Origin of the sequence: Emticicia sp., from assembly GCF_049241225.1 — a bacterium.
In the GTDB taxonomy this organism is placed as follows: domain Bacteria; phylum Bacteroidota; class Bacteroidia; order Cytophagales; family Spirosomataceae; genus Emticicia.
The window spans coordinates 1-26,421 of the sequence record NZ_JBMLRC010000385.1 but is presented as its reverse complement, the minus strand read 5'-3'; the positions used below and the strand labels follow the sequence as shown (position 1 = coordinate 26,421).

Sequence of the window (26,421 nt, the reverse complement as noted above, 5' to 3'; positions counted from 1 at the left end):
TTTGATAGTACATTGTTTTATAACAATAGAAGCGATTTGAAAGCCATTGATAAGCAAACCAATCTAAATACATTAAAAATAGAAACAGAAAAAGCAAGTTTAAAGCCACAGTTTGGAGTAAAATATGATAATGCAATTGGCTTCGGAGGGCAACCCTTACAATACTCAATAATGGCTATGGTTAAGTTACCAATGGTAAGTTGGGCATCAAAAATGAACAAGGCTAACATTCAAAGTATAATTTGGAAAAACAATGCTTTGCAATCTCAAAAACAAATGATGGCTGTTGAATATATGGGTATGGCAAACAGTATGCGAAACGAATTTCAACTAAAACAAAAACAGTTGAAACTGTATGATGAAAATATTATACCTGCATTAAAAAATAATTACAAAACAATGCAACTGGCATACGAACAAAATACCGAAGAACTTTTTATGCTATTTGATGCTTGGGAAAAACTTAATATGACACAACTTGAATACTTTGACATTTTAAATAAAGCACTCGAAATGCAAGTGTCGTTAGATAAATTAATTGAAAAGAAATGAAAAGTTTAAATTTAATATTCGTCATATTGACAGTTTTGCTTGGCTGCAATACAAAAAAAAGCAGTCATAAAACGCAGGAAGCAGCATATACCTGTCCAATGCCTTCCGATTCGGTTTTTAGCGATAAGCCGGGCAAGTGCCCTAAATGTGGAATGGAATTAGTAAAAATAACGGAACATTCAAATCATACCCCAACCGAAAACTTAGATGATTATGATTTCCTTCTAAAACCTACCGATGAATTTGCCATCAGTACAATACCTTTAAGCACGATGCAAGACTCTACTATCAATGTTTTAGTTAAGGCTCTTGGCGTTGTAAGCTACGATAAAAACTATGTAGGAAGTATTTCTTCAAAAGTTGCCGGAAGAATCGAAAAATTATTTGTAAAATATAAATATCAAAAGGTGTATAGAGGGCAAAAAATTATGGAAATATACAGCCCCGAATTATTAACAGAACAACAAAATTTAATTTTCTTATTTAAAAACGATAATACGAACACAACACTAATTGAAGCTTCAAAACAACGTTTACGCCTTTTAGGAGTGGCTGATAACGAGATTCAAAATGTAATTACAACCCTAAAACCGAATCCATATATAAGTGTTTATGCAAATTATACAGGGCATTTACACGATGCTGGGGAGGAGAGAGAAATGCAAAACAATAATACCACAATGAATGTTGCCAATGCCGGCATGAACAATGTTGAATTAAAAATAAAAGAAGGAATGTATGTTCAAAAAGGGCAATCGGTGTTTACAATTTTTAATCAAGATAAAGTATATGCTTTATTGAGCATTTTCAATGACGATTTACATCTTATTAAAAAAGGAATTGCTGTTGAATTAACACCCGAATCTGTTTCAGATAATAAAATTTATGGGGCAATTGATTTTATAGAACCTTTTTATAGAAATGAAAGTAAAAATACAATCGTTCGTGTGTATTTTAACAACAACAAATTACAGTTGCCTATTGGTTCTCAAGTCAAAGCTACGATTATGGCAAAACCACAACGTTCCAATTGGGTAGCCGCCACATCTGTACTCAATTTGGGTTTAGAAAAAGTAGTATTTAAGAAATATCAAAATGGTTTAGCTCCTGTTAAAGTTAAAACAGGTATTAAATACAATAATTTAATCGAAATTACAGAAGGATTAAACCCAACCGATAGCATAGCCATAAATGCTCAATTTTTAATGGACAGTGAAAGTTTTATTAAAACAAAAAATTAAGACAATGAAACCTACAATAATATTTTTAACAATTTTAATGCTCTTTTTGTCTTGCAAAGACAAAAAGATGGCACATACCGACCACAACACTTATTACACTTGCTCAATGCACCCACAGGTAGTTTCCGACAAAATGGGAACCTGCCCTATTTGCCATATGGATTTGGTAATGGTAAAAAAACAAAGCAACTTGAAGGCTGGTGAAATATATTTAAATGATGAACAATTACGTTTAGGCAATATCAAAACCGATACACTTTCAGTTGGAACACTTAATGAAAAAATAGTTTTAACAGGAGTTCTCAATTACAATCAAAATGAAAGGCAATCCGTTAGTTCAAGAATAATGGGGCGAATAGATAAACTTTACTATAAAACTGTGGGAGATTATGTTACGGCAGGTTCTCCACTATACGAAATTTATAGCGAAGAACTTAATAATGCCAAGCAAGAATATATTTTGGCAATCAATCAAAAAAAGAAATTTAATAAAGCCATAATTAGTATTGATGAAATAATTGCAGCAGCTACTAATAAATTGTTGTTGTGGGGAATGTCTAAAAATCAAATTAAAGAGTTAGAACAAACCCAAAAAACATCAAATACCACTACCTTTTATAGTCCATCTTCTGGCTATTTTACTTCTATAGCTGTTCAAGAAGGAAGCTATGTAATGGAAGGCGGAAATATTGTAGATATAGCAAATCTCTCGACATTATGGGTAGAAACACAAGCATATTCATCACAATTATCATTCTTACAAAAAAATAGTTCGTCCAAAATTCTTATTCCCGATTTAGATAACCTTGAGATGAATGCAAAAGTTGAGTTCATCAACCCCGAATTAAACAGCAATTCAAGAATAAATACCGTTCGGTTTGCGATAGCAAATAACACCCAAAAACTAAAACCTGGTATGCCCGTTTATGTAATAATCAAAAACCCAAGCGTTCACTCCATCACACTGCCCGCCGATGCTGTCATTCGAGATAGTAAAAGTGCTACAGTTTGGGTACAAACAGGTAAAAATACCTTTACAAGTAAAATGGTTGAAATTGGCATAGAAAACGAAAATAGAATAGAAATAAAAAGTGGTTTAGACATAAAGGATATTGTTGTAACCTCCGGTGCCTATCTGTTAAATAGTGAATTTGTATTTAAAAATGGAACCGACCCTATGGCCGGTATGAAAATGTAAATAGCAGAAAATTATCGTAGCGATACACAGAAATAACTAAACTTTTGGGAAGATGCACTTTGCCGATTTGGTGATAGTCATAGAATCATGGAAAAAATTTCAAAAACGGTTTAAAAAATGAAAAAAGCAGAGTTTCGCAGAAAAATCAGAAAAACCCACCGATGGATGGGCGTTATTTTAGGTATTCAATTTCTATTTTGGACAATTGGAGGCTTGTATTTCAGTTGGTCCGATATGGACGAAGTACATGGCGACCACCAAAAGGCTCACGTACATCCGATTGGGGGAGATGTAAAATTGGCTAATTTGGCTGATATTCTGCAAAAACTAAAAGAAAAAGATACAGTAAACTATATTTTTGATACTCGATTGGTTCAGATTTTAGGAAATCCCACTTATCAAATTCATTATTCAAAAGAGCATGATAGAGGGAGAAAGATTCAGTTAGCCAATGCTCTAACGGGCGAATTACGAGGGGCATTAACAAAACAAGAGGCTACGGAAGTTGCCCAAACAAATTTTGCAGATGATGCCAAAGTAAAGCAAGTCGAATATCTGACCACCACAAACGGGCATCACGAATATCGAGAAAGCCCTTTGCCTGCTTATGCCGTTACTTTTGAGCATCCTTCAAAAACAACTGTCTATGTGAGTTCAAAATTAGGAACAGTTCAAAAATTCAGAAACAACAAATGGAGAATCTTCGATTTCCTTTGGATGATGCATACGATGGATTATCAAACCCGTGATAATCTTTCTAATTGGTTATTACGAGCTTTCTCAATATTTGGTTTGCTTACTATTTCATCGGGTTTTATTTTATTTTTTGTAAGTCAAAGAAAATCAAAAGCAATTTAATTTTTTTTATGAAAACATCATTCTCAAGTTTAGGAATCGTAACAGCATTAGCATCGTCATTATGCTGTATAACGCCAGTTTTGGCAATTATTGCAGGTTCGAGCGGACTTGCTTCTACGTTTTCGTGGCTCGACCCCTTTCGACCATTTCTTATTGGTATGACAGTTTTGGTTCTTGGCTTTGCTTGGTATCAAAAACTAAAACCACAACAAAAAACGGGTGGTGAACCGCTTGACTGTAATTGTGAAACAAATCAAAAACCAAATTTTATGCAAACAAAATCATTTTTAGGGATTGTTACTGTGATGTCAGTAATTCTTTTATCATTTCCGAGTTATGCTCATATCTTTTTCCCAAAGACAGTAAGTACAGCCATTGTTACACCAACTGCTGAGATTCAAAAAGTTGAGTTTACCATCAAAGGAATGACTTGTTCAGGTTGCGAACACCACGTAAAGACAGAAATCAGTAAACTTAAAGGCATAGTAGAAGTGGTGGTTTCCTATGCAAAAGGCAATGCTATTGTGAGGTTTGATAGTAAATTAACCAGTATCGAAGAAATAGAAAAAGCCATCAACTCAACAGGTTACAAATCACTAAAAAACAAAATTATAGTATAATGGAAGCCATTTTAATATCAGAAATAACTTGCCCAAACTGCGGACATAAGAAAACAGAAACAATGCCAACAGATGCTTGTCAATATTTTTACGAATGTGATAAATGCAAGTTGGTTTTGAAGCCCCTACAAGGCGACTGCTGTGTATATTGTAGTTATGGCAGTGTGCCTTGTCCCCCAATTCAATCAAATTCTAATTGTTGCAAATAATGAAATTTTATATAAAAATCACGGGTATATTACTCATATTCACGACTACATCGTATGCTCAAAAAACAGTTCGATATGATTTATATGTAAGAGATACCATTGTCAATTTTAGTGGAAAGACAAAAAGAGCCATTGCCGTAAATGGGCAAATTCCGATGCCAACGCTCACTTTTACCGAAGGCGATACGGCAGAAATCTATGTGCATAACGAATTGAATGAAGAAACTTCATTGCACTGGCACGGTTTGTTTTTGCCTAATAAAGAAGACGGAGTGCCTAATCTAACACAAATGCCAATCAAACCACACACAACGCATTTGTACAAATTCCCTATTATTCAACATGGTACACATTGGTATCATAGTCATTCGGGCTTACAAGAACAAATCGGAATGTATGGCAATTTTGTAATGTTGAAAAAGCCCGACGACAAAAACTTTAGAAATGGTATTGACGATTTACCTACCATTCCGATTGTTTTAAGCGAATGGACTGACTACAATCCTAATAATGTGCATCGAATGTTGCACAATGCCACAGATTGGTTTGCTATTAAAAAAGGAACAACCCAAAGTTACGGCGAGGCAATCAAACAAGGTTATTTTAAAACCAAAGTAACCAACGAGTGGAAACGAATGAACGCAATGGATGTAAGCGATGTCTATTATGAGAAATTTCTAATCAATGGTAAGAATGAAAGTCAGCTTTCACAATTTAAAGCAGGCGATAAAGTACGTTTGAGAATTTCAAACGGCGGAGCTTCAACCTATTTTTGGCTAAATTATGCTGGTGGAAAAATAACCGTAGTAGCCAACGATGGTAACGATATAGAGCCTGTTGAAGTTGACAGATTGATTGTAGCAGTTTCGGAAACGTATGATATAATCGTTACGATACCCGATGATAAATCTTTTGAATTTTTAGTAACATCAGAAGACCGCACAAAGTCAGCTTCTTTATTTTTTGGAGCAGGAAATCAAGTACAAGCCAAACCAATGCCTAAACTCAAATATTTTGAGGGAATGAAAATGATGAATGGCATGATGAAAATGAATGGAGATTTGGACGATATGGGAATGTCAATGAGCCTCAATCAGATGGATATGAATGTGGTGATGTACCCTGAGATTACAGGCGAAGCCAAAAAACATGACATGAAAAACATGGAAATGGGTGAAATGAAAATGGATGAATCCCAATACAATAGCAACGAACTTTCAGATATTGTTACTTTGAACTACGCAATGCTAAAATCGCCCACAATTACCAACCTTCCCAAAGATGCACCAGTCAAAGAATTGCGTTTTGAATTGAGTGGAAACATGAACCGCTATGTTTGGAGTTTAGACAATAAAGTAGTTTCGGAAGCTGACAAAATTTTAATAAAAAAAGGCGAAAATGTACGAATTGTGCTTTATAATGGCTCAATGATGCGACACCCCATGCACTTGCACGGACATGATTTTAGATTACTAAACGGTCACGGCGACTATGCTCCATTAAAAAATATCGTAGATATAATGCCAATGGAAACCGACACACTTGAATTTAACGCCAATGTTGAAGGCGACTGGTTTTTTCATTGCCATATCCTTTATCACATGATGAGTGGCATGGGTCGGGTTTTTACTTATGAAAATCAAGCCGCTAATCCTCTTATTCCTAATCCTAAATTAGCCCAAAGAAAACTTTTTGCCGATGATAGAAAATTTCACTTAATGGCTGAAAACGACTTTGCCACCAACGGAAATGATGGAATGTTGATGCTACAAAACACCCGTTGGAGCATCGGAACTGAGTGGCGATTGGGTTATCACGACAGGCACGGCTACGAAACCGAAACCCATATTGGGCGATACATTGGTAAAATGCAATGGTTTATGCCATTTATTGGATTTGATTGGAGATATAGGAAATTTGGCATAGATGAAGTTGAAAAAAATATTTTTGGGCAAACCAATACCAAAGATAATCGTAGTTTATTGAGTTTAGGTTTCAATTATACCTTACCAATGCTGGTACGTTTGCAGTCAGAGGTATTTACTGATGGTAATTTTCGTATTCAATTATCAAGGGAAGATATTCCATTGGGCAAACGAGTCAGAGGAATGTTTATGCTCAATACTGATAAAGAGTATATGGGTGGATTTGATTATATTTTTTCAAGAAATATAAGAGGTCGAATCCATTATGATAGTGATATGGGCTTTGGCGTAGGGTTTACTTTGAATTATTAATGTATTTAATATACAAATGAGTTGATGGGTTTAACAAATCTGCCAATTCATTATTCTATTAAACCACCTTACCAATGCTGGTACGTTTGCAGTCAGAAATATTTACAGATGGTAATTTTCGTGTTCAATTATCAAGAGAAGACATCTCATTGAGTAAACGAATAAGAGGAATGTTTATGGTAAATACAGATAAAGAGTATATGGGCGGATTTGATTATATTTTTTCAAGAAACGTCAAAGGTCGAATCCATTATGACAGTGATATGGGCTTTGGTATGGGGATTGGTTTGAATTATTGAGTAATATGAGGAAAAGGTTAAACTCAATTATTACAATTACCAATTTCTGCACGAAAAGTATTGCCTTGTTTCACTTCAAAACCATTTGTAAGAATAATTGATTGTTGAGCTTTATACTGAATATTTGAAGAAGAATTGATGATTTTTGAACGAGAGTTTAATATCGTATTTGATTGAAAAGTTGCATTTTCTTGATAAATGGTTTTATCTAAATTGAGAATCGGGTAGCAATTTTCTTGTGCTATGAGCTTTGCTACCCAAATATCATCATCACCATGATTGCCTGTAACGTCCCCACTATCAAGTGTGTAAGAATCTCCAACGAATATATACCCATTATCTGATGTTTGTAACAAGCACTTCGCAACTTCATGCCCACTACCTCCATAAGCTCGTTTCCATAAAATTGTACCATTACTGTTTAATTTTATTAACCAATAATCTGCTTCAACATTTATTACGGGGTAAATATCTCCATCATTAGAGTGTATTTGGCAAAGTATTACTAAATTATTATCTGTCGATTGTACAATGCTTCTTCCATCATCCTCCGAAGTCCCACCAATACATTTTGACCATTCTTTTTGCCCACTATTGGAAATTTTTACAACAAAACAATCTCTGTTTTGAGCAACACCATGATTTTCAATAGAATCATAGTCAAAAGAATATGTCTCACCCGTTGCCACATATTTACCATCACTCAATTGGACAACAGATATAAATTTATCATTTTCCGTGCCTCCAAAATGGTTTTGCCATTCAAAAAATCCATTTGAGCTTACTTTGATTATCCACGCATCATTTGTACCATAATTCCCCCAAGATGATGAGTTAGACATTCCAGCAATAACAAACCCACTATCTGTTGTCTGAGCAACTGAATAAAAATAATCATTTGCGACCCCTCCGAGTAATTTTTGCCAAATTACTACCCCTTCCATATTAAGTTTCAAGATTAAACCATCTAAATTTCCGATATTTCCAGAAATATCATTGTCATTTGATTGTGTATATCCTACTAATAATAGACTATTATCATTGGTTTTTATCAATGCTCTTGTGTAATCATTTTCACTACCTCCAAAGTTCTTTTTCCAAATCAAATCACCATTTTGATTGAGCCTAAAAATGACAATATCGGTATGACCATAATTCCTAAAAAAGTCATTAGTCCCTCCAATTGATGTTCCACAAACAATAAATCCATTATCAATCTCTACGATACTTGTTGCTAAATCTTCACCGCTCCCTCCGTAAGATTTGCTCCACTGAATCTGTCCGAGTCTATTTATTTTGCATATAAAAATATCGTTTTGACCATTATTTGAAGGAATATCAAAATTATTTGAAACCGAATAGCCTACAATTACAAACCCACCATCAGAAGTATCAATTATTTTTTCAACATTATCTCGAAAACTTCCTCCAATAGATTTCTGCCATTCAATGATTGGTGGTTGTGCAACAATAAGGTGTGGAATTACAATAAAAAATAACAAAAAAAACTTCATAGCTACTTTTTTCTAAAAAAATATAAACTAAATGTATCGCCATTTCGCTCACCGATTGAAAAAAAACCTTTCCCATTTTTTTCAAAACAAAACCCTTCTTCTTGTATTTCCTGCCTCACCGATAATACCTTGTCTGCGCTTCTCGAAAAAGTAGTTTCGATACTTTCATTTGGTTTTCTGTACCAATAAAATGTTGTAAGATAGTTTTTTAACACAATTTCTTGTCCATTTGGTGAAATTTCTCCACTCGTAATGAGCTGATAATCAATTTCTCTGATAAATTTTGCCGTCTGGCTATTGGTTTGAGGATAGGGTAATTGGTAAATCCTAACTTTTGATTCTCGTTTGGTTATGATATAAATATCATTCGTCTGAGAGTCAACTAAAAACGCTTCGGCATCTCTACTTCCATCAGGATAACTGAATTTTATACTTTCAAAATTGGTAACAACTTCATTGATAGATTTGGGTTCTAAAAACTTATAAAAATAGTATTCATTATTGTAAGCAGCAACGTTATCACCAATATCGGCAATGTAAATATAATTTTTTCCATCAACAAAACTTTTTACTACTGTCATATCCTCCCAATCTCGATTTGAAAAAGGGAGTTGAAGTTTTCCTTCATATTTACCCTCATGACTTAACAAATGTAGAATACTTGGATTTCCATTATCTTCGTTTACCCATATTTTGCCGTCCATATTTTTGCTATCGCACAAACCCGATGCTTCATCAAGCACAAAGTTTGGTAATACATAAGATTGTGGAACAGTCTCGTAATCGGGAATAGAAATCGTTGGATTAACTATTTTGGAGATTTTATCACATGAAAACATAGACAAAATCAGTAGAGCAAATAAGGTATTTTTCATTCAAAATGATAATTTAAATTATTAACGTATTCTCACTAAATTCTCTTATTTCTAAAAATATTTACTTTTTGACTCCCTGTTGCACTTGTTTTTTACATACTTTTGCTGTATGAAAGCATTTTCAATCATATTATCCATTTACTTACTTGTACTTTCGTGTCTGCCTTGCGGAGATGTGGAAGATTGTAAAGTAGTAGATAATGAAAAAATAGCATTTTCAGAAACCAACCATACCAATCACCAAGAAGATACCGAAACGTGTTCACCTTTTTGTATTTGTGCTTGTTGTGGTACAAATATTGTCTTAAATTTTTCATTCTCCCCTCTGATTTCAGAGATAGAACAATGTTTTTTATCTGAAAAAGTCAAAGTTAGTTTCTACAATACTTCTTTTATTTCCGATTTCTACGGAAATATTTGGCAACCACCCAAAATCTAATTTCTGAAATTTTATTGCCATTTCTACTTGCTGAAATTTACTCAGTGGGATTTTTGCTTATGGCTATCTATGAATTTTTCAAAATTAGATTTAAAATATGTTAGATAAAATCATCCATTTTTCTATCCATAATAAATTTATTGTGGGTCTATTTACTTTGGCTTTGGTATTAGTTGGTATTTATAATTTAAGCCGACTGCCCATTGATGCCCTGCCCGACATTACCAATAATCAGGTACAAGTCATTACCACCGCTCCCACTTTGGCAACTCAAGAAGTGGAACAGTTTATTACTTACCCCATCGAACAAACGATGAAAACGATTCCTAAAATCGTAGAAATGCGTTCTTTAAGTCGTTTCGGATTAAGTGTAATTACCATCGTTTTTGAGGAAAACGTAGATATTTATTGGGCAAGACAACAAATGAGCGAAAAGCTAAAAGATGCTGAAAGGCTTATTCCCAAAGGAACAGGAATCCCCGAATTAGCCCCCATCACTACTGGACTGGGAGAAATATATCAATATGTAATTTATGCAAAAAAAGGTTATGAAAGTCAATATAATGCTTCAAAACTACGAAGTATTCAAGATTGGATAGTCAAACCACAATTGCTTGGTACGGCAGGAATTGCCGAAGTTACAACCTTGGGAGGTAGCCTAAAACAATACGAAATTGCAGTGCAGCCTGACCGACTGAAAAGTATGAATACCACCATTACTGATATTTTTGAGGCTCTCGAAAAAAACAACGAAAATACAGGGGGGGCATACATCGACAAACAACCTTATGTTTACTTTATCAGAGCTTTGGGCATGGTAAAAACTATTGCTGACATTGAAAAAATAGTAGTTAAAACCAATAATGGAATACCTATTTTAATTCGTGATGTGGCAAAGGTGCAAGAAGGGTCAGCTTTGAGATATGGAGCTGTAACCAAAGATGGTAAGGGTGAAGTAGTTGGCGGAATGGTACTGATGCTCAAAGGAGAAAACTCATCAGCGGTAGTTAATCGAACAAAGGCGAAGGTTGAACAAATCAGAAAATCATTACCCGAAGGTGTTTCGCTCGAACCTTTCATTGACCGTACAAAATTGGTTAATAATGCCATCAGTACAGTAGAAACCAATCTTTTTGAAGGGGCATTAATTGTCATTTTTGTATTGGTTTTACTACTCGGCAATTGGCGTGCAGGTTTGGTGGTGGCTTCTGTTATTCCATTAGCATTGCTTTTTGCCGTAATAATGATGAATTTATTTGGTGTAAGTGGCAATTTAATGAGCTTGGGAGCAATAGATTTTGGTTTGATTGTAGATGGTGCGGTTATTATTGTAGAAGCAGTCATTCACCGATTACATCTGAATAAAGAAGGGCGACTCTCTGCCGAAGAAATGGATGAAGAAGTGTTACACGCATCAACAAAAATCAGAAGCAGTGCTGCTTTTGGCGAGATTATTATTCTGATTGTTTACCTACCAATTTTGGCATTGGTTGGCACAGAGGGAAAGATGTTTAAGCCAATGGCTCAAACAGTTTCATTTGCTATTTTGGGGGCATTCATTTTGTCACTTACTTATGTTCCGATGGCTTCTGCCTTGTTTTTAAGCAAAAATGTTAGTCATAAAAAGAACATTTCTGACAAAATCATTGATTTAATTTATCGCTTCTACCAACCAATTTTAGAGAAAGCATTGCAATTAAAAACAATTATTTTGAGTGCTTCTATTGCTCTATTTTTGATAGCACTATTTATTTTCAGTCAAATGGGTGGTGAATTTATCCCTACTTTGGAGGAAGGTGATTATGCCATCAATTTTAGAAACGCTAATGGAAGTTCTTTGAGTATGAGCATCGAAACTTCTACAAAACTACAAAAACTACTAAAAACCAAATTCCCCGAGGTAGTGGAAGTAGTAGCGAAAATTGGTTCTGCTGAGATTCCAACTGACCCCATGCCCATCGAAACGGGTGATATGATTATTATTTTGAAAAACAAAAAAGAATGGACAACTACCAAAGATTTTTACGAATTGGCAGATATGATGAAAGAGGAAATGGAGAAAATACCTGGCGTGAGCTTTGAGGTTTCTCAGCCGATTCAGATGCGTTTCAATGAATTAATGACGGGCGTAAGAAGTGATATTGCCATTAAGATTTTTGGAGAAGATTTAGAAAAATTGGCGGCAACGGCAAATACCACCATTGGATTAATTGGCAATATCGAAGGAGTTGCAGACATCAAAGCGGAACAAGTAACAGGTATGCCACAAATCACGGTTCGATATAATCCCGATAAACTGGCATTATACGGGCTAAATGTGGGCGATTTGAACAAAGTGGTACGTACAGGTTTCGCAGGGCAAGCCACAGGAACTGTTTACGAAGGCGAAAAACGTTATGATTTGGTAGTGAGGCTCGATAAAGATTTTCGTCAGGATATTTCTAATGTGAAAAATATATTTGTAAGCCTACCCAATGGAAATCAAATTCCTTTGGAGCAAGTAGCCGACGTAAATTTTGAACAAGGGCCTGCACAAATAAGTCGTGAAGATGGCAGGCGTAGAATTGTGATAGGTCTGAATGTGCGTGGACGTGATGTGAAAAGCGTAGTAAACGACATACAAGCAAAATTGGATGCCAAACTCAAACTCCCCGAAGGCTACTATGTAACCTACGGTGGTCAATTTGAAAACTTGGTAGAAGCCAACAAACGCCTTGCAGTAGCTGTACCCGTAGCTTTGCTCTTGATTTTTGTATTGCTCTATTTCACTTTTAATTCCATAAAACAGTCTATATTGATTTTTACTGCCATTCCACTTTCTGCCATTGGAGGTGTTTTTTTCCTTTGGTTACGTGGAATGCCATTCAGTATTTCGGCAGGCATTGGTTTTATTGCTTTGTTTGGCGTGGCAGTTTTGAACGGAATTGTATTGATTGGATATTTCAATCAACTTAAAACCGAAGGTTATGATAATGTTTTAGAGAGAATCAAGGAAGGAACAAAAGTACGTTTACGACCTGTGGTAATGACTGCTGCCGTAGCCTCATTAGGTTTTTTACCTATGGCTTTGAGTAGCGGTGCTGGTGCAGAAGTACAAAAACCTTTGGCTACTGTTGTGATTGGTGGTTTAATTACGGCAACATTGCTCACCTTAATTGTATTACCAATTTTGTATTTGCTATTTGAAAAAGGGATAAAAAAGCCCAAAGTTCCCAAAATTGCGTCTATCATAATTTTGGGGTTCTTGTTTTCGGGTGGCTTTGCTCATGCTCAAACACTACTTAGTTTACAGCAAGCCATAGATTTAGGAACAAAAAATAATAGTTTAGTACAAGCCAATGAATTGGCAGTCAAGGTGCAAAATCAGCTAAAACCAACGGCAAAGGAGCTTCCAAAAACCAATGTAAATGCCATGCTTGGGCAATACAATACCCGAAGTTTTGACCAAAATTATAGCATTTCGCAAGGATTTAGCCCTTTTCAGTTTCAAGCAAAAAAAATACTTATCAATGAAAACATCAAAAGTAGTGAGCTGAAATTGATAATAACTAAACACGACATTGCTTTTCAGATTCGCCATTCTTGGAATACCATTTTGTATTTGATGGCAATTAATCAATTATTGGCTAAGCAAGATGATTATTTGCAACAATTTGTAAAAGCAGCAAATCTAAGACTCAAAACTGGTGAAAGTACATTGTTAGAAAAAACAACTGCCGAAACCAAGCAACAAGGGTTAGTTCAAGTCAGAAAGCAGAATGAAAGTTTGATTTTAAGTGAAAAAATTAGACTAAAAAACATTTTGAATATTAACGACGACTTTACAATTGTCGAAACCGACTTTTTTCCGACAAAGGCGATTATATCAGATACTAATTTTATCAATCAAAACCCTGTTTTAGCATTGGCAATACAACAAATTACGATAGCTTCGGCAAACAAAAATGTTGAAAAAGCTCTCGCAAAACCTGAGTTTTCGGCTGGATATTTTTTACAATCGCTCACAGGCATTCAGGAGATTGCTGATAAAACTGTTTTCTTCAACGGTGTTCCTCGTTTTCAAGGTGTGAGTTTGGGTATGAGTATTCCAATTTTCACTAAAGCCACTAAAGCTCGCATTCAAGCATCAGAAACCGAAATACAGATTCAACGGAAAAACACAGAACACCTTAAAAATCAATTGAATAGCCAACTTTTGCAGCAAATTCAAGAGCAAAAAACGAATCAATCTTTGATTGATTATTATACGCAAACAGCCTTGCCAAATGCCGAAATAATCACAAAAAATGCTACAAAAGCCTATCAAAGTGGAGAAGTAGGTTATGTAGAATATCTACAAAGTTTAGAAACTGTGTTAAACATTCAGCAAAACTATTTGCACGCAATCAATGCTTTCAACCAAAATGCAATCAATATTCAATATTTGTTAAACAATTAATTTTAAGCAAATGAAAATCAATCATCAATATAAATTTTTATTAGTTATATTCAGTTTGTTTCTTTTCGTTTCTTGCAATAAAAAAGCCGCAGAAACAGTAACAGAAGAAGAACACCACGACGAAACTGGTGTAGTCGAATTGACACCCATGCAAGTAAAATCAGCTCAAATAGTTTTCGGATTTTTTGAAAAGAAAAACCTAAGTGAAGTTATCACAGCCAATGGATACACCAAACTTCCCCCTCAAAATCAAGCTGATGTTTCGGTGTTTTTGGGTGGAATTATCAAAACAATTGCTGTTATCGAGGGACAATTTGTAAAAAAAGGGCAAACTTTGGCAACATTTCAGAGCATGGAGTTTAACAATATTCGTTTAGAAAAAGCCAAATTGACAGAAGAATTACAACAAGCCAAAGTAAGTAAAGAGTTTTTGGAATTGGAATTTGCTCGTCAAAAAGAATTGAGCGATGAAAATGTAACGGCAAAAAAAACTTTTCAAAAAATCAATACTGAGCTTGAATCAATCAAGAATAAAATCAAAAATACTGAAAATCAAATCATTATTTTAGACCAAAACCTTTCACTGGGCGGTAATGACAATGCTTCTATACTTTCTATTGTAGCTCCGATTTCGGGTTATATAACTGAAGTAAAAGTGAAAATTGGGAGTAGTATTTCGGCTAATAATACTTTATTTTCCATTGTGGATAATTCTAAAATGCACGTTGACTTGTTGGTTTATGAAAAAGACCTTTTTCGTATAAAAGTAGGGCAAAGTGTTCGGTTTGTTTTGACCAATCAAGGAAACCAAGAAATTATCGGACGGATTTTTAGTGTTGGAAAGGCTTTTCAAAATGAATCAAAATCTGTGGCAGTTCATGCCGACATCAATAATTCTACGATTGGACTGATTCCAGGAATGTATGTCAATGCCTTAATTGATATTGGTAAAAATGATGTAGAAACTTTGCCAATAGATGCTATTGCCAAAGCTGAAGGTAAGGAGTTTATTTTTATTCAAGAAAGCGAAGAGCCAACCGAAAATAAAAAAGATGAAAAACATGAAGATACAGGCATACATTTCAAGCGAATTGAAGTAAAAACGGGAACGACTCAATTGGGCTTTGTGCAAGTAACGCCTTTGCAAGAAATACCTGCTGGGGCAAAAATAGTGGCAAAAGGAGCTTATTATTTGCAATCAACTATGTCGAACTCGGAAGGCGGAGATGAGCATAATCACTAATTTATTTTTTTTAATATAAAATTCAAGACAATGGAACATAAACACATTTATGACAAAGACGGCAAACAACTTTGTTGTACGCAAGAAGAAAAAATCAATATGGTAGCCAATAAACAATTAAAGAAAGAACACAAAGAGGTAGGTTGTTGTGCAATTGATGAACCAAAACACGATGAGCATACCGATGATGATGGACACGGCCATTCGGGAGGAAATGAAAGCACTTTCAAAATGTTTTTGCCAGCCATCATTAGCTTGGCTTTATTACTCATTGCCATTGCATTAGATAATTATTTCCCTCAATCGTGGTTTACAGGTTGGGTTCGGATTATTTGGTATGGTGTTGCTTACTTACCTGTTGGTTTTCCCGTGCTAAAAGAAGCAATAGAAAGCATTGGTAAAGGAGAAGTCTTTTCTGAATTTTTGTTAATGAGCATTGCCACCATCGGAGCATTTGCCATTGGCGAATATCCCGAAGGTGTAGCAGTCATGTTATTTTATGCTGTGGGTGAAGCTTTCCAAACTTTGGCAGTCAAAAGAGCTAAGGCAAATATCAAAACCTTACTTGACCAACGCCCCGACGAAGTAACTATTTTACAAAATAATCAAGCTAAAACTATTAAGGCGGAATCAGTAAATATTGGCGATATTATTCAATTAAAAGCAGGTGAGAAACTGGGTTTAGATGGTGAACTACTTTCTGAAATAGCCTCTTTCAATACCGCAGCATTGACAGGTGAGAGCAAGCCCGATACCAAAGCAAAAGGTGAAACAGTTTTGGCAGGAATGATAAACCTTAATACAGTTTCGCAGGTAAAGGTTACTACTGCTTACAAAGACAGTAAACTTAGCAAAATCTTGGAATTGGTACAAAATGCTACGGCTCAAAAAGCTCCAACAGAGCTTTTCATTAGAAAATTTGCCAAAATTTATACACCGATTGTTGTTTTATTGGCTGTATTGATTTGTATAGTACCTGTGCTTTTTGTTGAGAATTATGTGTTTAGTCAATGGCTATACAGAGCTTTGGTGTTTTTAGTTATTTCATGCCCTTGTGCTTTGGTTATTTCAATTCCTTTGGGCTATTTCGGAGGCATTGGTGCCGCCAGTAAGCATGGTATTCTTTTCAAAGGAAGCAATTTTTTGGACATTATCGCCAGTATCCAAAACGTAGTGATGGACAAAACAGGTACAATGACCGAAGGGGTGTTTAAAGTACAAGAAGTTATTATAAAGCAAGATTTTAATAAAGATGAAATCTTAAAAATGGTCAATGCTTTGGAAAGTCAAAGTACGCATCCAGTAGCAACTGCCATTCATAATTTTGTTGGAGAGATTGACTCGACCATCGAACTGAAAAATGTAGAAGAAATTTCAGGACATGGACTTAAAGCTGAAATAAATGGCAAAGAATTATTAGTTGGAAATTTTAAATTGATGGATAAATTCTCTATCACCTATGATATTGACCCAACAACCATTGTTTATACCCTTATTGCCATTGCTTATGATAAAAAGTTTGTGGGCTACTTAACCATTGCCGACAGTATTAAAGAAGATGCCCAAGAAACTGTGAATAAGCTAAAAGCGTTGGGAGTAAATACAGTAATGCTCAGTGGTGATAAGACCAATGTTGTAAAATTTGTAGCTGATAAATTGGGTATAATTAACTCGTTTGGTGATTTACTCCCCGAAGACAAAGTAAACAAAGTCAAGGAATTGAAGGCTCTCAATGAAACCGTATGTTTCGTTGGCGATGGTGTAAACGATGCCCCTGTGGTAGCATTAAGTAACGTTGGCATAGCAATGGGTGGACTTGGAAGCGATGCTACCATTGAAACTGCTGATGTCGTTATTCAAGATGATAAACCATCAAAAATACCAATGGCTATCAATATCGGAAAACAAACCAAACGCATTGTTTGGCAAAATATCACGCTTGCGTTTGCTGTAAAAGCTATTGTGTTATTATTAGGAGCAGGTGGTTTAGCAACGATGTGGGAAGCTGTTTTTGCTGATGTTGGTGTAGCTCTATTGGCAATTTTAAATGCTGTTAGGATTCAGAATATGAAGTTTTAAACCATATTTTGAATCGTTAGTTTTTCTCAAAGCATTGTTCTAAATGGAGCAATGCTTTTGTTTTTAGTCCATGTTTAAAATATTAAAACAATATATCTAATAATAAATTTAGATTAATCTAAATTTATATACATTTGTCTTTCTGAATTGTAAAATAAAAACAAGATGAAAGCAAAATATACTATATTCATCATTTCAATTGGCTTTTTCATTGCTACGGCTTGTGAAAAACTATTGCCAGTTTCTCCAGAAAAAAATACCGTATTAGATGGTACAATTGAAGAATTAACGACTGCTGAAACTACTCAATTTCTTAGAGGTGATGCTGCTTTCACTAAGGTTTTTACTACCAGTACAGGATTAGGGCCTATATTTGTATCAAATTCTTGCATCAGTTGTCATGCTGGCGATGGTAAGGGACATCCTTCAACCAATCTAATTCGCTTTGGGCAAACTGATGAAACTGGGAATCATTTTTTGATGCAAGGTGGTCCACAATTACAGCATAGAGCCATTACAGGATTTAACCCTGAAAATATTCCTTTTGGGGCTTCACAAGCCACTTTTATTGCTCCATCCAATACAGGCTTAGGTTTTTTAGAAGCCGTTTCTGATACTGATATTTTAGCATTATCAGACCCCGATGATAAAGACAATGATGGTATTTCTGGCGTACCAAATTGGATTGAATTAGCTAATTTTCTGACACCAAAGCCTAATGCTATTACTAAAAATGGCAAATATATTGGTCGTTTTGGCAGAAAAGCAGGAGCATATAATTTATTCAATCAAACAGTAAATGCCTATAACCAAGATATGGGCATTGTAAGTGCTTACTCTCCAAACGACACATATAGCAAAGAGACATTAGACCCCGAAATAAGTAATGCCGAAATTGCTGATGTGGTACATTATTTACAAACATTGAAAGCTCCAATTCAAAGAACTGTCGAATCAACACAAGTAAAGGCAGGGAAAGAATTGTTTGTTAAAAATCAGTGTGGAGCTTGCCATACTCCAAGCATGAAAACGGCAAACTCTACCATTCAAGGATTAAACAATAAAACATTTGCTGCATATACCGATTTGCTCATGCACGACATGGGCAAAGATTTAGATGATAATTATACGGAAGGTTCTGCCAAAACTTTTGAATGGCGTACCACACCACTTTGGGGCTTGGGTTTAGCCAAAGATTCTCAGGGGGGAAAAGTACATTTAATGCACGATGGACGTGCCAAAAGTATTGAAGAAGCCATTTTATTACATGGTGGGGAAGCACTCAAAAGTAGGCAAAAATATGCAGCATTGAGTAGTAAAGAAAAACAAGAATTGATAACATTTTTAGAAAGCCTATAACCTATAATATGAAAAGACGTGATTTTATTCGTACAAGCTGTTTGAGCTGTATCAGTGGCAGTGTCTTAACACTTGCCTTACAAGGTTGTAGTTCAGCCTATTATGCCAAACAAGTTGATTTGAAACAAAATGACTTGGTTATCAAAAAAAGTGAGTTTGTCGAAATAAAGAAAGACAAGCAAAGTATTCGAAATGTAATCGTTGTAAAACATGAAAAATTAGGTTTTCCAATAGCCGTTTTTCGTTTGGATGAAAACCAATATTCTGCCATTTATTTAGAATGTACACATCAAGGAAATGAAGTGCAACCTCATGGTAATTATTTGGTTTGTGAAGGACATGGAAGCGAATTTGATAATAAAGGAAAAGTAACACAAGGGCCTGCCGAAAAAGCATTGAGAACTTTCGCTGTAAAAACTGACCAAGAAAACATTTACATCAATTTAGCCTAATCAACGATGAAAAAACATTACGTAATTTTGTTATTTTTATTGGGCTTATCTCAAAACATTTTTGCCCAAATAGATACCACATTATTCAAACGGAAGCCCGTTTATGATTCTACCAAGATGAATATTGATGCCGTGTATAGTCGTCCATTTTTACAAGTTGGGCGTACTCCGTTGGGTGTTGGTGGCTATGCCGAAATGAATACCAATTATGCAATAACTGATGGAGTTGGCGAAGGGCTTTCTTTTCAAATGCGTAGAATGACTTTGTTTTTAGGTGGAAGTTTGCATCAAAAAATAAAATTCATGTCCGAACTTGAATTTGAGGACGGCACAAAAGAAATCAGCATCGAATTTGCCGCCATTGATTTTCAATTTAATAGTCTTTTTAATTTTCGAGGCGGCATCATCGTGAATCCGATTGGTGCATTTAACCAAAACCATGATGGTCCAAAATGGGAATTTAGTGATAGACCTATTTCGGCTACCCAAATGTTACCTGCCACATTTAGCAATGTAGGAATGGGCTTTTATGGCAAAAAATACAGCAAACAATGGGTATTTGCTTATGAAGCTTATTTAACAAATGGTTTTGATGAAACCATAATTGACAATGAAAACAGTCGAACATCTTTACCAGCCGCAAAAGCCAACAAGAATCGCTTTGAAGAAAGCAGCAATGGGCAAGCCCTTTTTACAGGAAAAATAGCGGTTAAAAATCGTAAAATTGGAGAATTAGGGCTTTCATATATGGGCGGTATCTATAATAAATTTCAAGATGATGGTTTTATTTTAGCACCTAAAAGAACGTTAAATGTATTTGCCATAGATTTTAATACGACTATCAAAAAAATAAAAACCTCAATAGTTGGCGAATGGGCATGGGTAAATGTTGCTTTGCCAAGCAATTATGCAGTACAATATGGAAAAAAACAAAATGGTGGATTTGTGGATATTGTACAACCAGTTTATAAAAAGCCATTATTAGGCTTCCCTAATTCTACTTTTAATATCTCTTGTCGTATTGAGCGAGTGGATTGGAATGTTGGTAAATTTACCGAAACAGGAGATAAAATTTACGACGAAGTGTTCTCAATCATGCCTGCTATCAGTTGGCGACCAATCTCATCAACAGTCATTCGTTTCAATTATCGCATTCAAAAGCAATGGGATTTATTTGGTAATCCGCCCTCTAAAACTGGTGTGTTTCAGTTGGGCGTATCGAGCTATTTTTAAGCAATTAGTTTAAATCCATAACACCTTTTTCTCACAATTTACTTACTGATAACAGAATTTAACCATTGATTCTATTTTTGTTCTATTAAACGACCCTTTTCTGAAACTCTCAATTCGAGATTTCGTTTGGTCTTTTTTCAAGAATTTGTTTGGACCACTACAAAAGGTCGATTTGGGTATCAAGATTTTGGTCGATGGTTGAAACACGGGCATATCCGAATATTTTATTCATAATAGTCTCAAAAAGTTAGTCTCACAAAGGTAAATGAATATTTTATCCTGAACCTACTTTTTGGACTACATTTTCTACATTATATATACAGACGAGTTTTCAGAAGAGAGTGGTTCAGAAAGCTACGACTTTTTGGACTGTCTTTATTGATATAATTTACTAAATATGTTCTTAAAGTTTTAAGAAATTAAATCTGCCAAAACGATAAGTAAAAACACTATTTCGACTTTATTTCAAAACTATAGCGTTGTTGTATATTATTCTCAACCAACAATCCGTCCATCAGCCATTTCAATAATTCTATCGGAGGCTTTGGCAAAATCATTGTCGTGCGTTACGGCTACTACGGTTTGATTAAACTCTGTTGTTAATTGCTTAAAAATATCGAAAACGATGCTGGTATTTTTGGTGTCGAGATTACCAGTTGGCTCATCGCCCATGATTATTTTTGGGTCATTGATTAACGCCCTTGCAATGGCCACCCTCTGTTGCTGACCGCCCGATAATTTTGAGGCACTTTTAAGAGCTTGGTCTTTCAACCCCAACATTTCGAGGGTTTTGTAGGCTTTATGCTCAATTTCTTCACGAGAATATTCACCCAATTTTAAGGCTGGAATCATAACGTTTTTAAGGCAAGAAAATTCGGGCAATAAATAATGAAACTGAAACACGAAACCAATTTTTTCGTTTCTGATTTCGGCAAGGCGTTCTTTGGTTTGTTTGGTGAGGTTTTCGCCGTCAAATTCTAAACTTCCTTCATAATCGGTGTCCATTGTTGAAAGTAGATAGAGCAAAGTTGATTTTCCGCTGCCCGATTTTCCAATCATCGTTACGAATTCGCCTCTTTTTATATCAAAACTGATGTCGTTTAAAACCTTGAATTTTTCGGGTTCATAAAAATACTTGCCGATGCCTTTGGCACTTAATATGATATTTGAATGGGTCATTTTCTGAAAATTGAAATCGGGTCAAGTCCTGCCGCCTTGCGAGCGGGCAAATACCCTGCTAAAAATGTAACTACTAAGCCAAACACAACCCCAATACCGAAGTATTTTGGGAAAACCCGAATCGGGAAAAAGCCAATATCGCCACCAACCCACATATTGCTCATCAGGTTGATAAGTATAACCGCCAAAACCAAACCAAAGGCAATACCGATTAGTCCAATAATGATAGCTTCGGTTACGAAAATTTTGACAATATCTTTACCCGAAAAACCCAATGCTTTCAAAATCGCAATATCGTTGAGTTTTTCCATGATGGTCATATTCAAAATGTTGTAAATGCCGAAAGCCGCCACGAGCATAATTGACATCGAAATAGCCATTGCCATCATTTTTCGCATTTTATTGGCTGCCGCTGCCGAAGCATTGGCCGTTTCCCAATCTTCAATATCATAGCCCGTAAGTTGCTGATATTTAGACAAATACAATTTTGTTTGCTCGTAGTTTTTGATATTTACGTAAATATCTGTGATGTATGATGGGCTTTGTTTTTGTAATTGTTGGGCAATGGGCAAGTTTACGTAAGCCAAAGTTTTATCAATATTGGCATTGCCTGTTTGTAATAATGCCACAATTTTCATGAGTTTATTCACGCCCATTGCCGATGTAATGGTGAGGTTATCATTTACTTTTAGGTTCAATTTATCGGCAATGCCCACGCCCACGATGATGCCATTTTGATAGTTGGAAAGGTTAGAATAATGCCCATCGACAATATAAGATTGCAGATTAAACATAGCATTTTGTTCTTCGATAACTACGCCCGAAATTCGCCCAGCTACTTCCGAATCTCCATTTTTATAGAAAACATTTCCGCTTACACTTGGCGTAACGCCTACCACTTCGGGTTCGTTTTTGATGAGTTTCAGCAACTGACTCGGATTAACGATTTTTTTACTTTCAGAAGTAATTTTGGGGTTTGAAATCAAATTTATTTTGCTGGAATCGCTCGAAACTATGAGTGATTTGCTAAGTGCATCGTTTTTATAAATCCGTAAATGAGGTGTTGATTTAAACAAACTTTCGACCGATGAAACCTCAAAACCATTCATCAACGAATTCATAAATATAAAAATCGCAATGCCCACCGTTACGCCCAAAGCCGCCACCAAGGTTTGTTTTTTCTTGGAAAACAAGTGCGTATAGGCAATTTCAGAATCAATATTATGTTTATATTTTTTCATAAAAGTTCTTTTAAAATACTTTGGTTTTCGGTCAAACCGCCTGCAATTTCTACCCAATCAGTGGAAATAATGCCAGTTTTTACATCGACCAATTTCTTTTTTTCGACTAAAACCTTATTGCCAAAACCTAAATAACTACGTGGAATTACCAAAACGTTTTTCTTTTCACCGATGATAATATTGGCTTGCAATTGCGTACCCGTAATCGTAAAATCAAGGTTTTCACTAAAAAAAGCTTTTACATAAAACGATTGTGTGGCTTCATCAAACGAAGGTAGAATTTCGACCAGTTGAGCTTTGTAGGTCTTTTGCGTGTTGGTATTGAGCTGAATTAAAACGCTTTGCCCCAATTTAATTTTCGACATATTACTTTCGTCAATGCTTAGATTGGCATAAATTTTATTCGGATTGCCAACGACCGCAATCACATCACCTTTTTTTACATAATCACCCAATTGCTTTCTTTTTTTGTAAACTTTTCCGCTCACATAAGCTATAATTTGGTTGTAGTCGGCCACGGCATTGCTTACTTGGTTTTGCTGTTGTTGCACAATCACTTGTTGATTGGCATTGACTTGTAAATTGGCAATTTGCTCTTCCAATGCCTTGATATTTGCTTTGGTATTCAACACGTTTAGGGCTGCATTTTCGAGTTCAACCTTGGCTATACTATTGGTTTCCAGTAGTTTACGTAATCGCTCGGCTTGTAGTTCGTCTTGTTTGAGTTTTTCTTTGGCAAGATTAATATTGATTCTTATTTGTTGAATCAGTGGTGCATTTTCTGAGGCATTTGCTTTGGCAATTGCCAATAATTTGCCAGTTTGATTGACATTTACAAGGCTTTGTTTGTTGTCGATTATCGCCAAAACTTTACCTGCATTTATCACATCGCCTTCTTCAAAATTGATGCTTTTTAGGTAGCCATCGGTTTGGGCGGCAACCAAATATTCATTGTCGGCTTTGAGCGAGCCTGTCGCAAAAACCATTTCGGTGATGTCTTTTCGTTGAACGGTCGCCGTTTCGGTTTTCTTTCCGCAAGAAAACATCGAAATCGCCAAAACTATGGATAGAAAAACGGATATTTTTTTCATTATTGATTCGTATTATTAATGTTGATTTTTTCTTTCTGAAATGCCGTTTGCACTTTGGCAACTTGCTGGCTGAGTGTGGCGTTTAGCACATCGTTGAATGACAAGAGGAGGTTTTCGGTTGGATAAATATCTTGCTTGAATAAATTGAAATTCTTCTGATAAGTATCGTTTTTAAGCCCTAAAATCTTCGCTGAAATCTGCTCACTTGCTAATGCTTTCTCCCATTCGAGTTGGAGCTGTTTTTGCTCGAAACTTTGTTGAATTTCTTGTTTCTGAGCGTTCAGTTCAACCATTTGCAGGTTTGTTTTTGCCAATTTTGTTTGTGCATATTTATTGGCATCAGGAATGGCAAAATTTAGGCGTAAACCAATATAACTCTGCGAAATCCAGCGGGCTTTTCCATCAAAAAAATGATTGTTTGAGTTTTCCTGCAAAGCCCAATTTCCGATAAATGAAAGCGTTGGGTAATAGCTTAATTGATTGACTTTCAGTTCGTTTTGAGCATATTTTACTTGTAATTCACTTTGCTGACTTTTCAAAAAATTTGTCAAAATTGACATATTTTCTGTTGAAGTTGAGTATTGATTTTCAAGCAAAATATCGGTAGAAGTAGGAATATCACAAAGCGATTTTAGTAAATTATATTGTTGCTCAATGCCATTTTGTAACTGCTGAATGCGGTCTTGAATCATCAATTTATTCACCGTTGCATTATTCACATCTTGACTGCGAATAATCCCTTGACTATACTTTTGTTGCACGATTTGCGTTACAGAATCGGCATTTTGCAGCGTTTGATTCAATATTTTAATCTGTTCTTGCAAAGAAACAACATTGAAATAAACCGCCACCACAGACTCAGAAAGTGTTTTTCTAATTAGTTTTTGATTGATTTCTGACAAACTTTCACTCGTTTTGAACGATTCTAATTTTGCCCAAGCGGCGTGGTTTATCAAATCAACTTGGGGCGTAATGCTCAGGTTTTGAATGTATTGTTGTCCAAATCGTGCCTCTCGGAAAGTGCCAGCGGGGCCACCGAAAACTTCGGCAGGTAGAAAATTTACAGGTAATTGCAAATTGTCGGTCATTGCATAACCCACATTGGCACGAGGATTAAAGCGATTAATTTTGGCGTAATACGTTTGGTATTTGGCGAGTGCCATTTGAGCATTGCCCGATTTAAGGGCAATGCTGTGCTGCGTGGCAAAGTTCAAAACCTCGTTTGGATTGCTAAATCGAATGGTTTGTTGGGCTTTTGCGGCAAAAATTGTGCAAAGCAACAAGGCAAAAATATGTTTCATCGGTTATTTTATGAGTAATAAATTGCTGTCAGTTTTGGCATCTACCCAATGCTTTACGTTTGGTTCGATTTTTACATAATCGCCTGATTTTAAAGGCATTACTTGTCCTTTTTCGTCTTCAAAAACTACTTTTCCTTTCACGCAAACCAATAAAGCAGGTACGGCGGTGGTATGTTCTTTGAGTTGGCTGCCTTTCAAAATTTGCAATGAAATTACTTTGCCATCTTTGGCAGGAAACATCATGTTTGTTTGCACGCCTTTGTCTTCGGGGTGGAGCTGTTTTAAGTTCATTTTCGTATGATTTTGAGCGAAAGTAAGAGCCGAACTCAACAAGATTCCAGCGGTAATGACATATTTTAAAATTTTCATTTTGATTTATTATTTTTTGTTCTGAAAAGTCTTTCAATTACTATTTAAAGGTTTCATTTTTAAAAATGAAACACCTAACCACACTACCGAAACGGTCATTGCGATAGCCCCGATTAGTACAAGTGCAGGTGGCAAACCGAAATAAACTTCGGTCAAAATTCCAATCGGCATTAATAAACCTGTTAGGGCTAACCAAGAAATTGTTTTGGTGTTTTTGAGTTTTGAGTCAAAATGAAGCAATAAATAGCCCATAAGTATATTTAAAAAGGCGAATAAATTGCCATGAACGTGTGCCAGTCGGGTCTCGAAATGTTTACCAATACTGTAAGAATTCGCCCAAGCCTCTTTGTCGGGTGCAAAATCACGTAAATAAATTAACAAAAATCCGTAAGCC

The 26,421-nt window shown here is 35.5% G+C and carries 22 protein-coding genes and 1 pseudogene; 15 read left to right on the top strand and 8 right to left on the bottom strand.

Going from position 1 to position 26,421, the window contains the following annotated elements; translation table 11 throughout:
• The 8 genes and pseudogenes from ACOVO2_RS20190 to ACOVO2_RS20155 form a co-directional block, all read left to right on the top strand.
• Window positions 1–552 (top strand): annotated as a pseudogene (locus ACOVO2_RS20190) (hypothetical protein); the annotation flags it as partial.
• Window positions 549–1,793 carry an efflux RND transporter periplasmic adaptor subunit gene (locus ACOVO2_RS20185; protein ID WP_255035240.1) on the top strand — a complete coding sequence of 415 codons (1,245 nt, stop codon included), beginning with the start codon at window positions 549–551 and terminating at the stop codon, window positions 1,791–1,793. The pseudogene ACOVO2_RS20190 and the gene ACOVO2_RS20185, both read left to right, overlap by 4 nt.
• Before the next feature lie 4 nt (window positions 1,794–1,797).
• Window positions 1,798–2,991 carry an efflux RND transporter periplasmic adaptor subunit gene (locus tag ACOVO2_RS20180; RefSeq protein WP_255035241.1) on the top strand — a complete coding sequence of 398 codons (1,194 nt, stop codon included), beginning with the start codon at window positions 1,798–1,800 and terminating at the stop codon, window positions 2,989–2,991.
• A gap of 117 nt (window positions 2,992–3,108) precedes the next feature.
• Complete coding sequence (locus ACOVO2_RS20175) at window positions 3,109–3,849, top strand: hypothetical protein (RefSeq protein ID WP_421771712.1); 741 nt, start codon at window positions 3,109–3,111, stop codon at window positions 3,847–3,849.
• 8 nt (window positions 3,850–3,857) lie between these two features.
• Window positions 3,858–4,469: a mercuric transport protein MerTP gene (gene merTP / locus ACOVO2_RS20170; protein WP_421771711.1), complete on the top strand. Its 612-nt coding sequence runs from the start codon at window positions 3,858–3,860 to the stop codon at window positions 4,467–4,469.
• The gene (locus ACOVO2_RS20165) at window positions 4,469–4,678 is read left to right on the top strand and encodes a GDCCVxC domain-containing (seleno)protein (RefSeq protein ID WP_421771710.1); all 210 of its coding nucleotides are present in this window, start codon (window positions 4,469–4,471) and stop codon (window positions 4,676–4,678) included. The genes merTP and ACOVO2_RS20165 overlap by 1 nt, the downstream gene beginning before the upstream one ends.
• Entirely contained in the window at window positions 4,678–6,915 is a 2,238-nt protein-coding gene (locus ACOVO2_RS20160; RefSeq protein ID WP_421771709.1) for a multicopper oxidase domain-containing protein, read from the top strand. The genes ACOVO2_RS20165 and ACOVO2_RS20160 overlap by 1 nt, the downstream gene beginning before the upstream one ends.
• Window positions 6,916–6,989: 74 nt before the next feature.
• Entirely contained in the window at window positions 6,990–7,214 is a 225-nt protein-coding gene (locus ACOVO2_RS20155; protein WP_421771708.1) for a hypothetical protein, read from the top strand.
• Between the two features lie 23 nt (window positions 7,215–7,237).
• On the opposite strand, the gene ACOVO2_RS20150 is transcribed toward ACOVO2_RS20155, so the two are convergent.
• Window positions 7,238–8,716, bottom strand: a complete 1,479-nt coding sequence (locus ACOVO2_RS20150) for a 3-coathanger stack domain-containing protein (protein WP_421771707.1) — start codon at window positions 8,714–8,716, stop codon at window positions 7,238–7,240.
• Between the two features lie 14 nt (window positions 8,717–8,730).
• Window positions 8,731–9,603, bottom strand: a complete 873-nt coding sequence (locus tag ACOVO2_RS20145) for a PE-PGRS family protein (RefSeq protein ID WP_421771706.1) — start codon at window positions 9,601–9,603, stop codon at window positions 8,731–8,733.
• A 109-nt stretch (window positions 9,604–9,712) separates the two neighbouring features.
• On the opposite strand from ACOVO2_RS20145, the gene ACOVO2_RS20140 reads away from it, so the two are divergent.
• From ACOVO2_RS20140 to ACOVO2_RS20110, 7 genes are all read left to right on the top strand, one after another.
• Window positions 9,713–10,042: a DUF6660 family protein gene (locus tag ACOVO2_RS20140; protein WP_421771705.1), complete on the top strand. Its 330-nt coding sequence runs from the start codon at window positions 9,713–9,715 to the stop codon at window positions 10,040–10,042.
• A 97-nt stretch (window positions 10,043–10,139) separates the two neighbouring features.
• Complete coding sequence (locus ACOVO2_RS20135) at window positions 10,140–14,480, top strand: CusA/CzcA family heavy metal efflux RND transporter (protein WP_421771704.1); 4,341 nt, start codon at window positions 10,140–10,142, stop codon at window positions 14,478–14,480.
• A gap of 10 nt (window positions 14,481–14,490) precedes the next feature.
• Entirely contained in the window at window positions 14,491–15,723 is a 1,233-nt protein-coding gene (locus tag ACOVO2_RS20130) for an efflux RND transporter periplasmic adaptor subunit (protein ID WP_421771703.1), read from the top strand.
• Between the two features lie 30 nt (window positions 15,724–15,753).
• On the top strand, window positions 15,754–17,802 hold the full coding sequence (locus ACOVO2_RS20125) for a heavy metal translocating P-type ATPase (RefSeq protein WP_421771702.1): 2,049 nt from the start codon (window positions 15,754–15,756) through the stop codon (window positions 17,800–17,802).
• A gap of 165 nt (window positions 17,803–17,967) precedes the next feature.
• Window positions 17,968–19,161, top strand: a complete 1,194-nt coding sequence (locus tag ACOVO2_RS20120; RefSeq protein WP_421771701.1) for a di-heme oxidoredictase family protein — start codon at window positions 17,968–17,970, stop codon at window positions 19,159–19,161.
• Between the two features lie 8 nt (window positions 19,162–19,169).
• Window positions 19,170–19,613 (top strand): Rieske (2Fe-2S) protein, encoded by a 444-nt coding sequence (locus tag ACOVO2_RS20115; protein WP_421771700.1) that lies wholly within the window; start codon window positions 19,170–19,172, stop codon window positions 19,611–19,613.
• Between the two features lie 6 nt (window positions 19,614–19,619).
• Entirely contained in the window at window positions 19,620–20,846 is a 1,227-nt protein-coding gene (locus ACOVO2_RS20110) for a porin (RefSeq protein WP_421771699.1), read from the top strand.
• 495 nt (window positions 20,847–21,341) lie between these two features.
• On the opposite strand, the gene ACOVO2_RS20105 is transcribed toward ACOVO2_RS20110, so the two are convergent.
• From ACOVO2_RS20105 to ACOVO2_RS20080, 6 genes are all read right to left on the bottom strand, one after another.
• Window positions 21,342–22,025 (bottom strand): ABC transporter ATP-binding protein, encoded by a 684-nt coding sequence (locus ACOVO2_RS20105; protein WP_421771698.1) that lies wholly within the window; start codon window positions 22,023–22,025, stop codon window positions 21,342–21,344.
• Window positions 22,022–23,266 (bottom strand): ABC transporter permease, encoded by a 1,245-nt coding sequence (locus ACOVO2_RS20100; protein ID WP_421771697.1) that lies wholly within the window; start codon window positions 23,264–23,266, stop codon window positions 22,022–22,024. Before ACOVO2_RS20100 ends, ACOVO2_RS20105 begins: the two co-directional genes overlap by 4 nt.
• A complete protein-coding gene (locus ACOVO2_RS20095; RefSeq protein WP_421771696.1) occupies window positions 23,263–24,357 on the bottom strand; it encodes an efflux RND transporter periplasmic adaptor subunit in 1,095 nt (364 codons plus the stop codon). Before ACOVO2_RS20095 ends, ACOVO2_RS20100 begins: the two co-directional genes overlap by 4 nt.
• Window positions 24,357–25,658, bottom strand: a complete 1,302-nt coding sequence (locus ACOVO2_RS20090; RefSeq protein WP_421771695.1) for a TolC family protein — start codon at window positions 25,656–25,658, stop codon at window positions 24,357–24,359. Before ACOVO2_RS20090 ends, ACOVO2_RS20095 begins: the two co-directional genes overlap by 1 nt.
• 3 nt (window positions 25,659–25,661) lie before the next feature.
• Window positions 25,662–26,027: a cupin domain-containing protein gene (locus ACOVO2_RS20085; RefSeq protein ID WP_421771694.1), complete on the bottom strand. Its 366-nt coding sequence runs from the start codon at window positions 26,025–26,027 to the stop codon at window positions 25,662–25,664.
• A gap of 33 nt (window positions 26,028–26,060) precedes the next feature.
• The coding region (locus tag ACOVO2_RS20080) for a hypothetical protein (RefSeq protein ID WP_421771693.1) at window positions 26,061–26,421 on the bottom strand (361 nt) is incomplete at its 5' end.

Coding starts and splice junctions, on each gene's coding strand:
- merTP (WP_421771711.1), top strand. CDS start 3,858: ATGAAAACATCATTCTCAAGTTTAGGAATCGTAACAGCATTAGCATCG.
- ACOVO2_RS20100 (WP_421771697.1), bottom strand. CDS start 23,266: ATGAAAAAATATAAACATAATATTGATTCTGAAATTGCCTATACGCAC.
- ACOVO2_RS20130 (WP_421771703.1), top strand. CDS start 14,491: ATGAAAATCAATCATCAATATAAATTTTTATTAGTTATATTCAGTTTG.
- ACOVO2_RS20165 (WP_421771710.1), top strand. CDS start 4,469: ATGGAAGCCATTTTAATATCAGAAATAACTTGCCCAAACTGCGGACAT.
- ACOVO2_RS20175 (WP_421771712.1), top strand. CDS start 3,109: ATGAAAAAAGCAGAGTTTCGCAGAAAAATCAGAAAAACCCACCGATGG.
- ACOVO2_RS20085 (WP_421771694.1), bottom strand. CDS start 26,027: ATGAAAATTTTAAAATATGTCATTACCGCTGGAATCTTGTTGAGTTCG.
- ACOVO2_RS20105 (WP_421771698.1), bottom strand. CDS start 22,025: ATGACCCATTCAAATATCATATTAAGTGCCAAAGGCATCGGCAAGTAT.
- ACOVO2_RS20185 (WP_255035240.1), top strand. CDS start 549: ATGAAAAGTTTAAATTTAATATTCGTCATATTGACAGTTTTGCTTGGC.
- ACOVO2_RS20145 (WP_421771706.1), bottom strand. CDS start 9,603: ATGAAAAATACCTTATTTGCTCTACTGATTTTGTCTATGTTTTCATGT.
- ACOVO2_RS20140 (WP_421771705.1), top strand. CDS start 9,713: ATGAAAGCATTTTCAATCATATTATCCATTTACTTACTTGTACTTTCG.
- ACOVO2_RS20090 (WP_421771695.1), bottom strand. CDS start 25,658: ATGAAACATATTTTTGCCTTGTTGCTTTGCACAATTTTTGCCGCAAAA.
- ACOVO2_RS20125 (WP_421771702.1), top strand. CDS start 15,754: ATGGAACATAAACACATTTATGACAAAGACGGCAAACAACTTTGTTGT.
- ACOVO2_RS20120 (WP_421771701.1), top strand. CDS start 17,968: ATGAAAGCAAAATATACTATATTCATCATTTCAATTGGCTTTTTCATT.
- ACOVO2_RS20110 (WP_421771699.1), top strand. CDS start 19,620: ATGAAAAAACATTACGTAATTTTGTTATTTTTATTGGGCTTATCTCAA.
- ACOVO2_RS20160 (WP_421771709.1), top strand. CDS start 4,678: ATGAAATTTTATATAAAAATCACGGGTATATTACTCATATTCACGACT.
- ACOVO2_RS20155 (WP_421771708.1), top strand. CDS start 6,990: ATGCTGGTACGTTTGCAGTCAGAAATATTTACAGATGGTAATTTTCGT.
- ACOVO2_RS20095 (WP_421771696.1), bottom strand. CDS start 24,357: ATGAAAAAAATATCCGTTTTTCTATCCATAGTTTTGGCGATTTCGATG.
- ACOVO2_RS20115 (WP_421771700.1), top strand. CDS start 19,170: ATGAAAAGACGTGATTTTATTCGTACAAGCTGTTTGAGCTGTATCAGT.
- ACOVO2_RS20180 (WP_255035241.1), top strand. CDS start 1,798: ATGAAACCTACAATAATATTTTTAACAATTTTAATGCTCTTTTTGTCT.
- ACOVO2_RS20135 (WP_421771704.1), top strand. CDS start 10,140: ATGTTAGATAAAATCATCCATTTTTCTATCCATAATAAATTTATTGTG.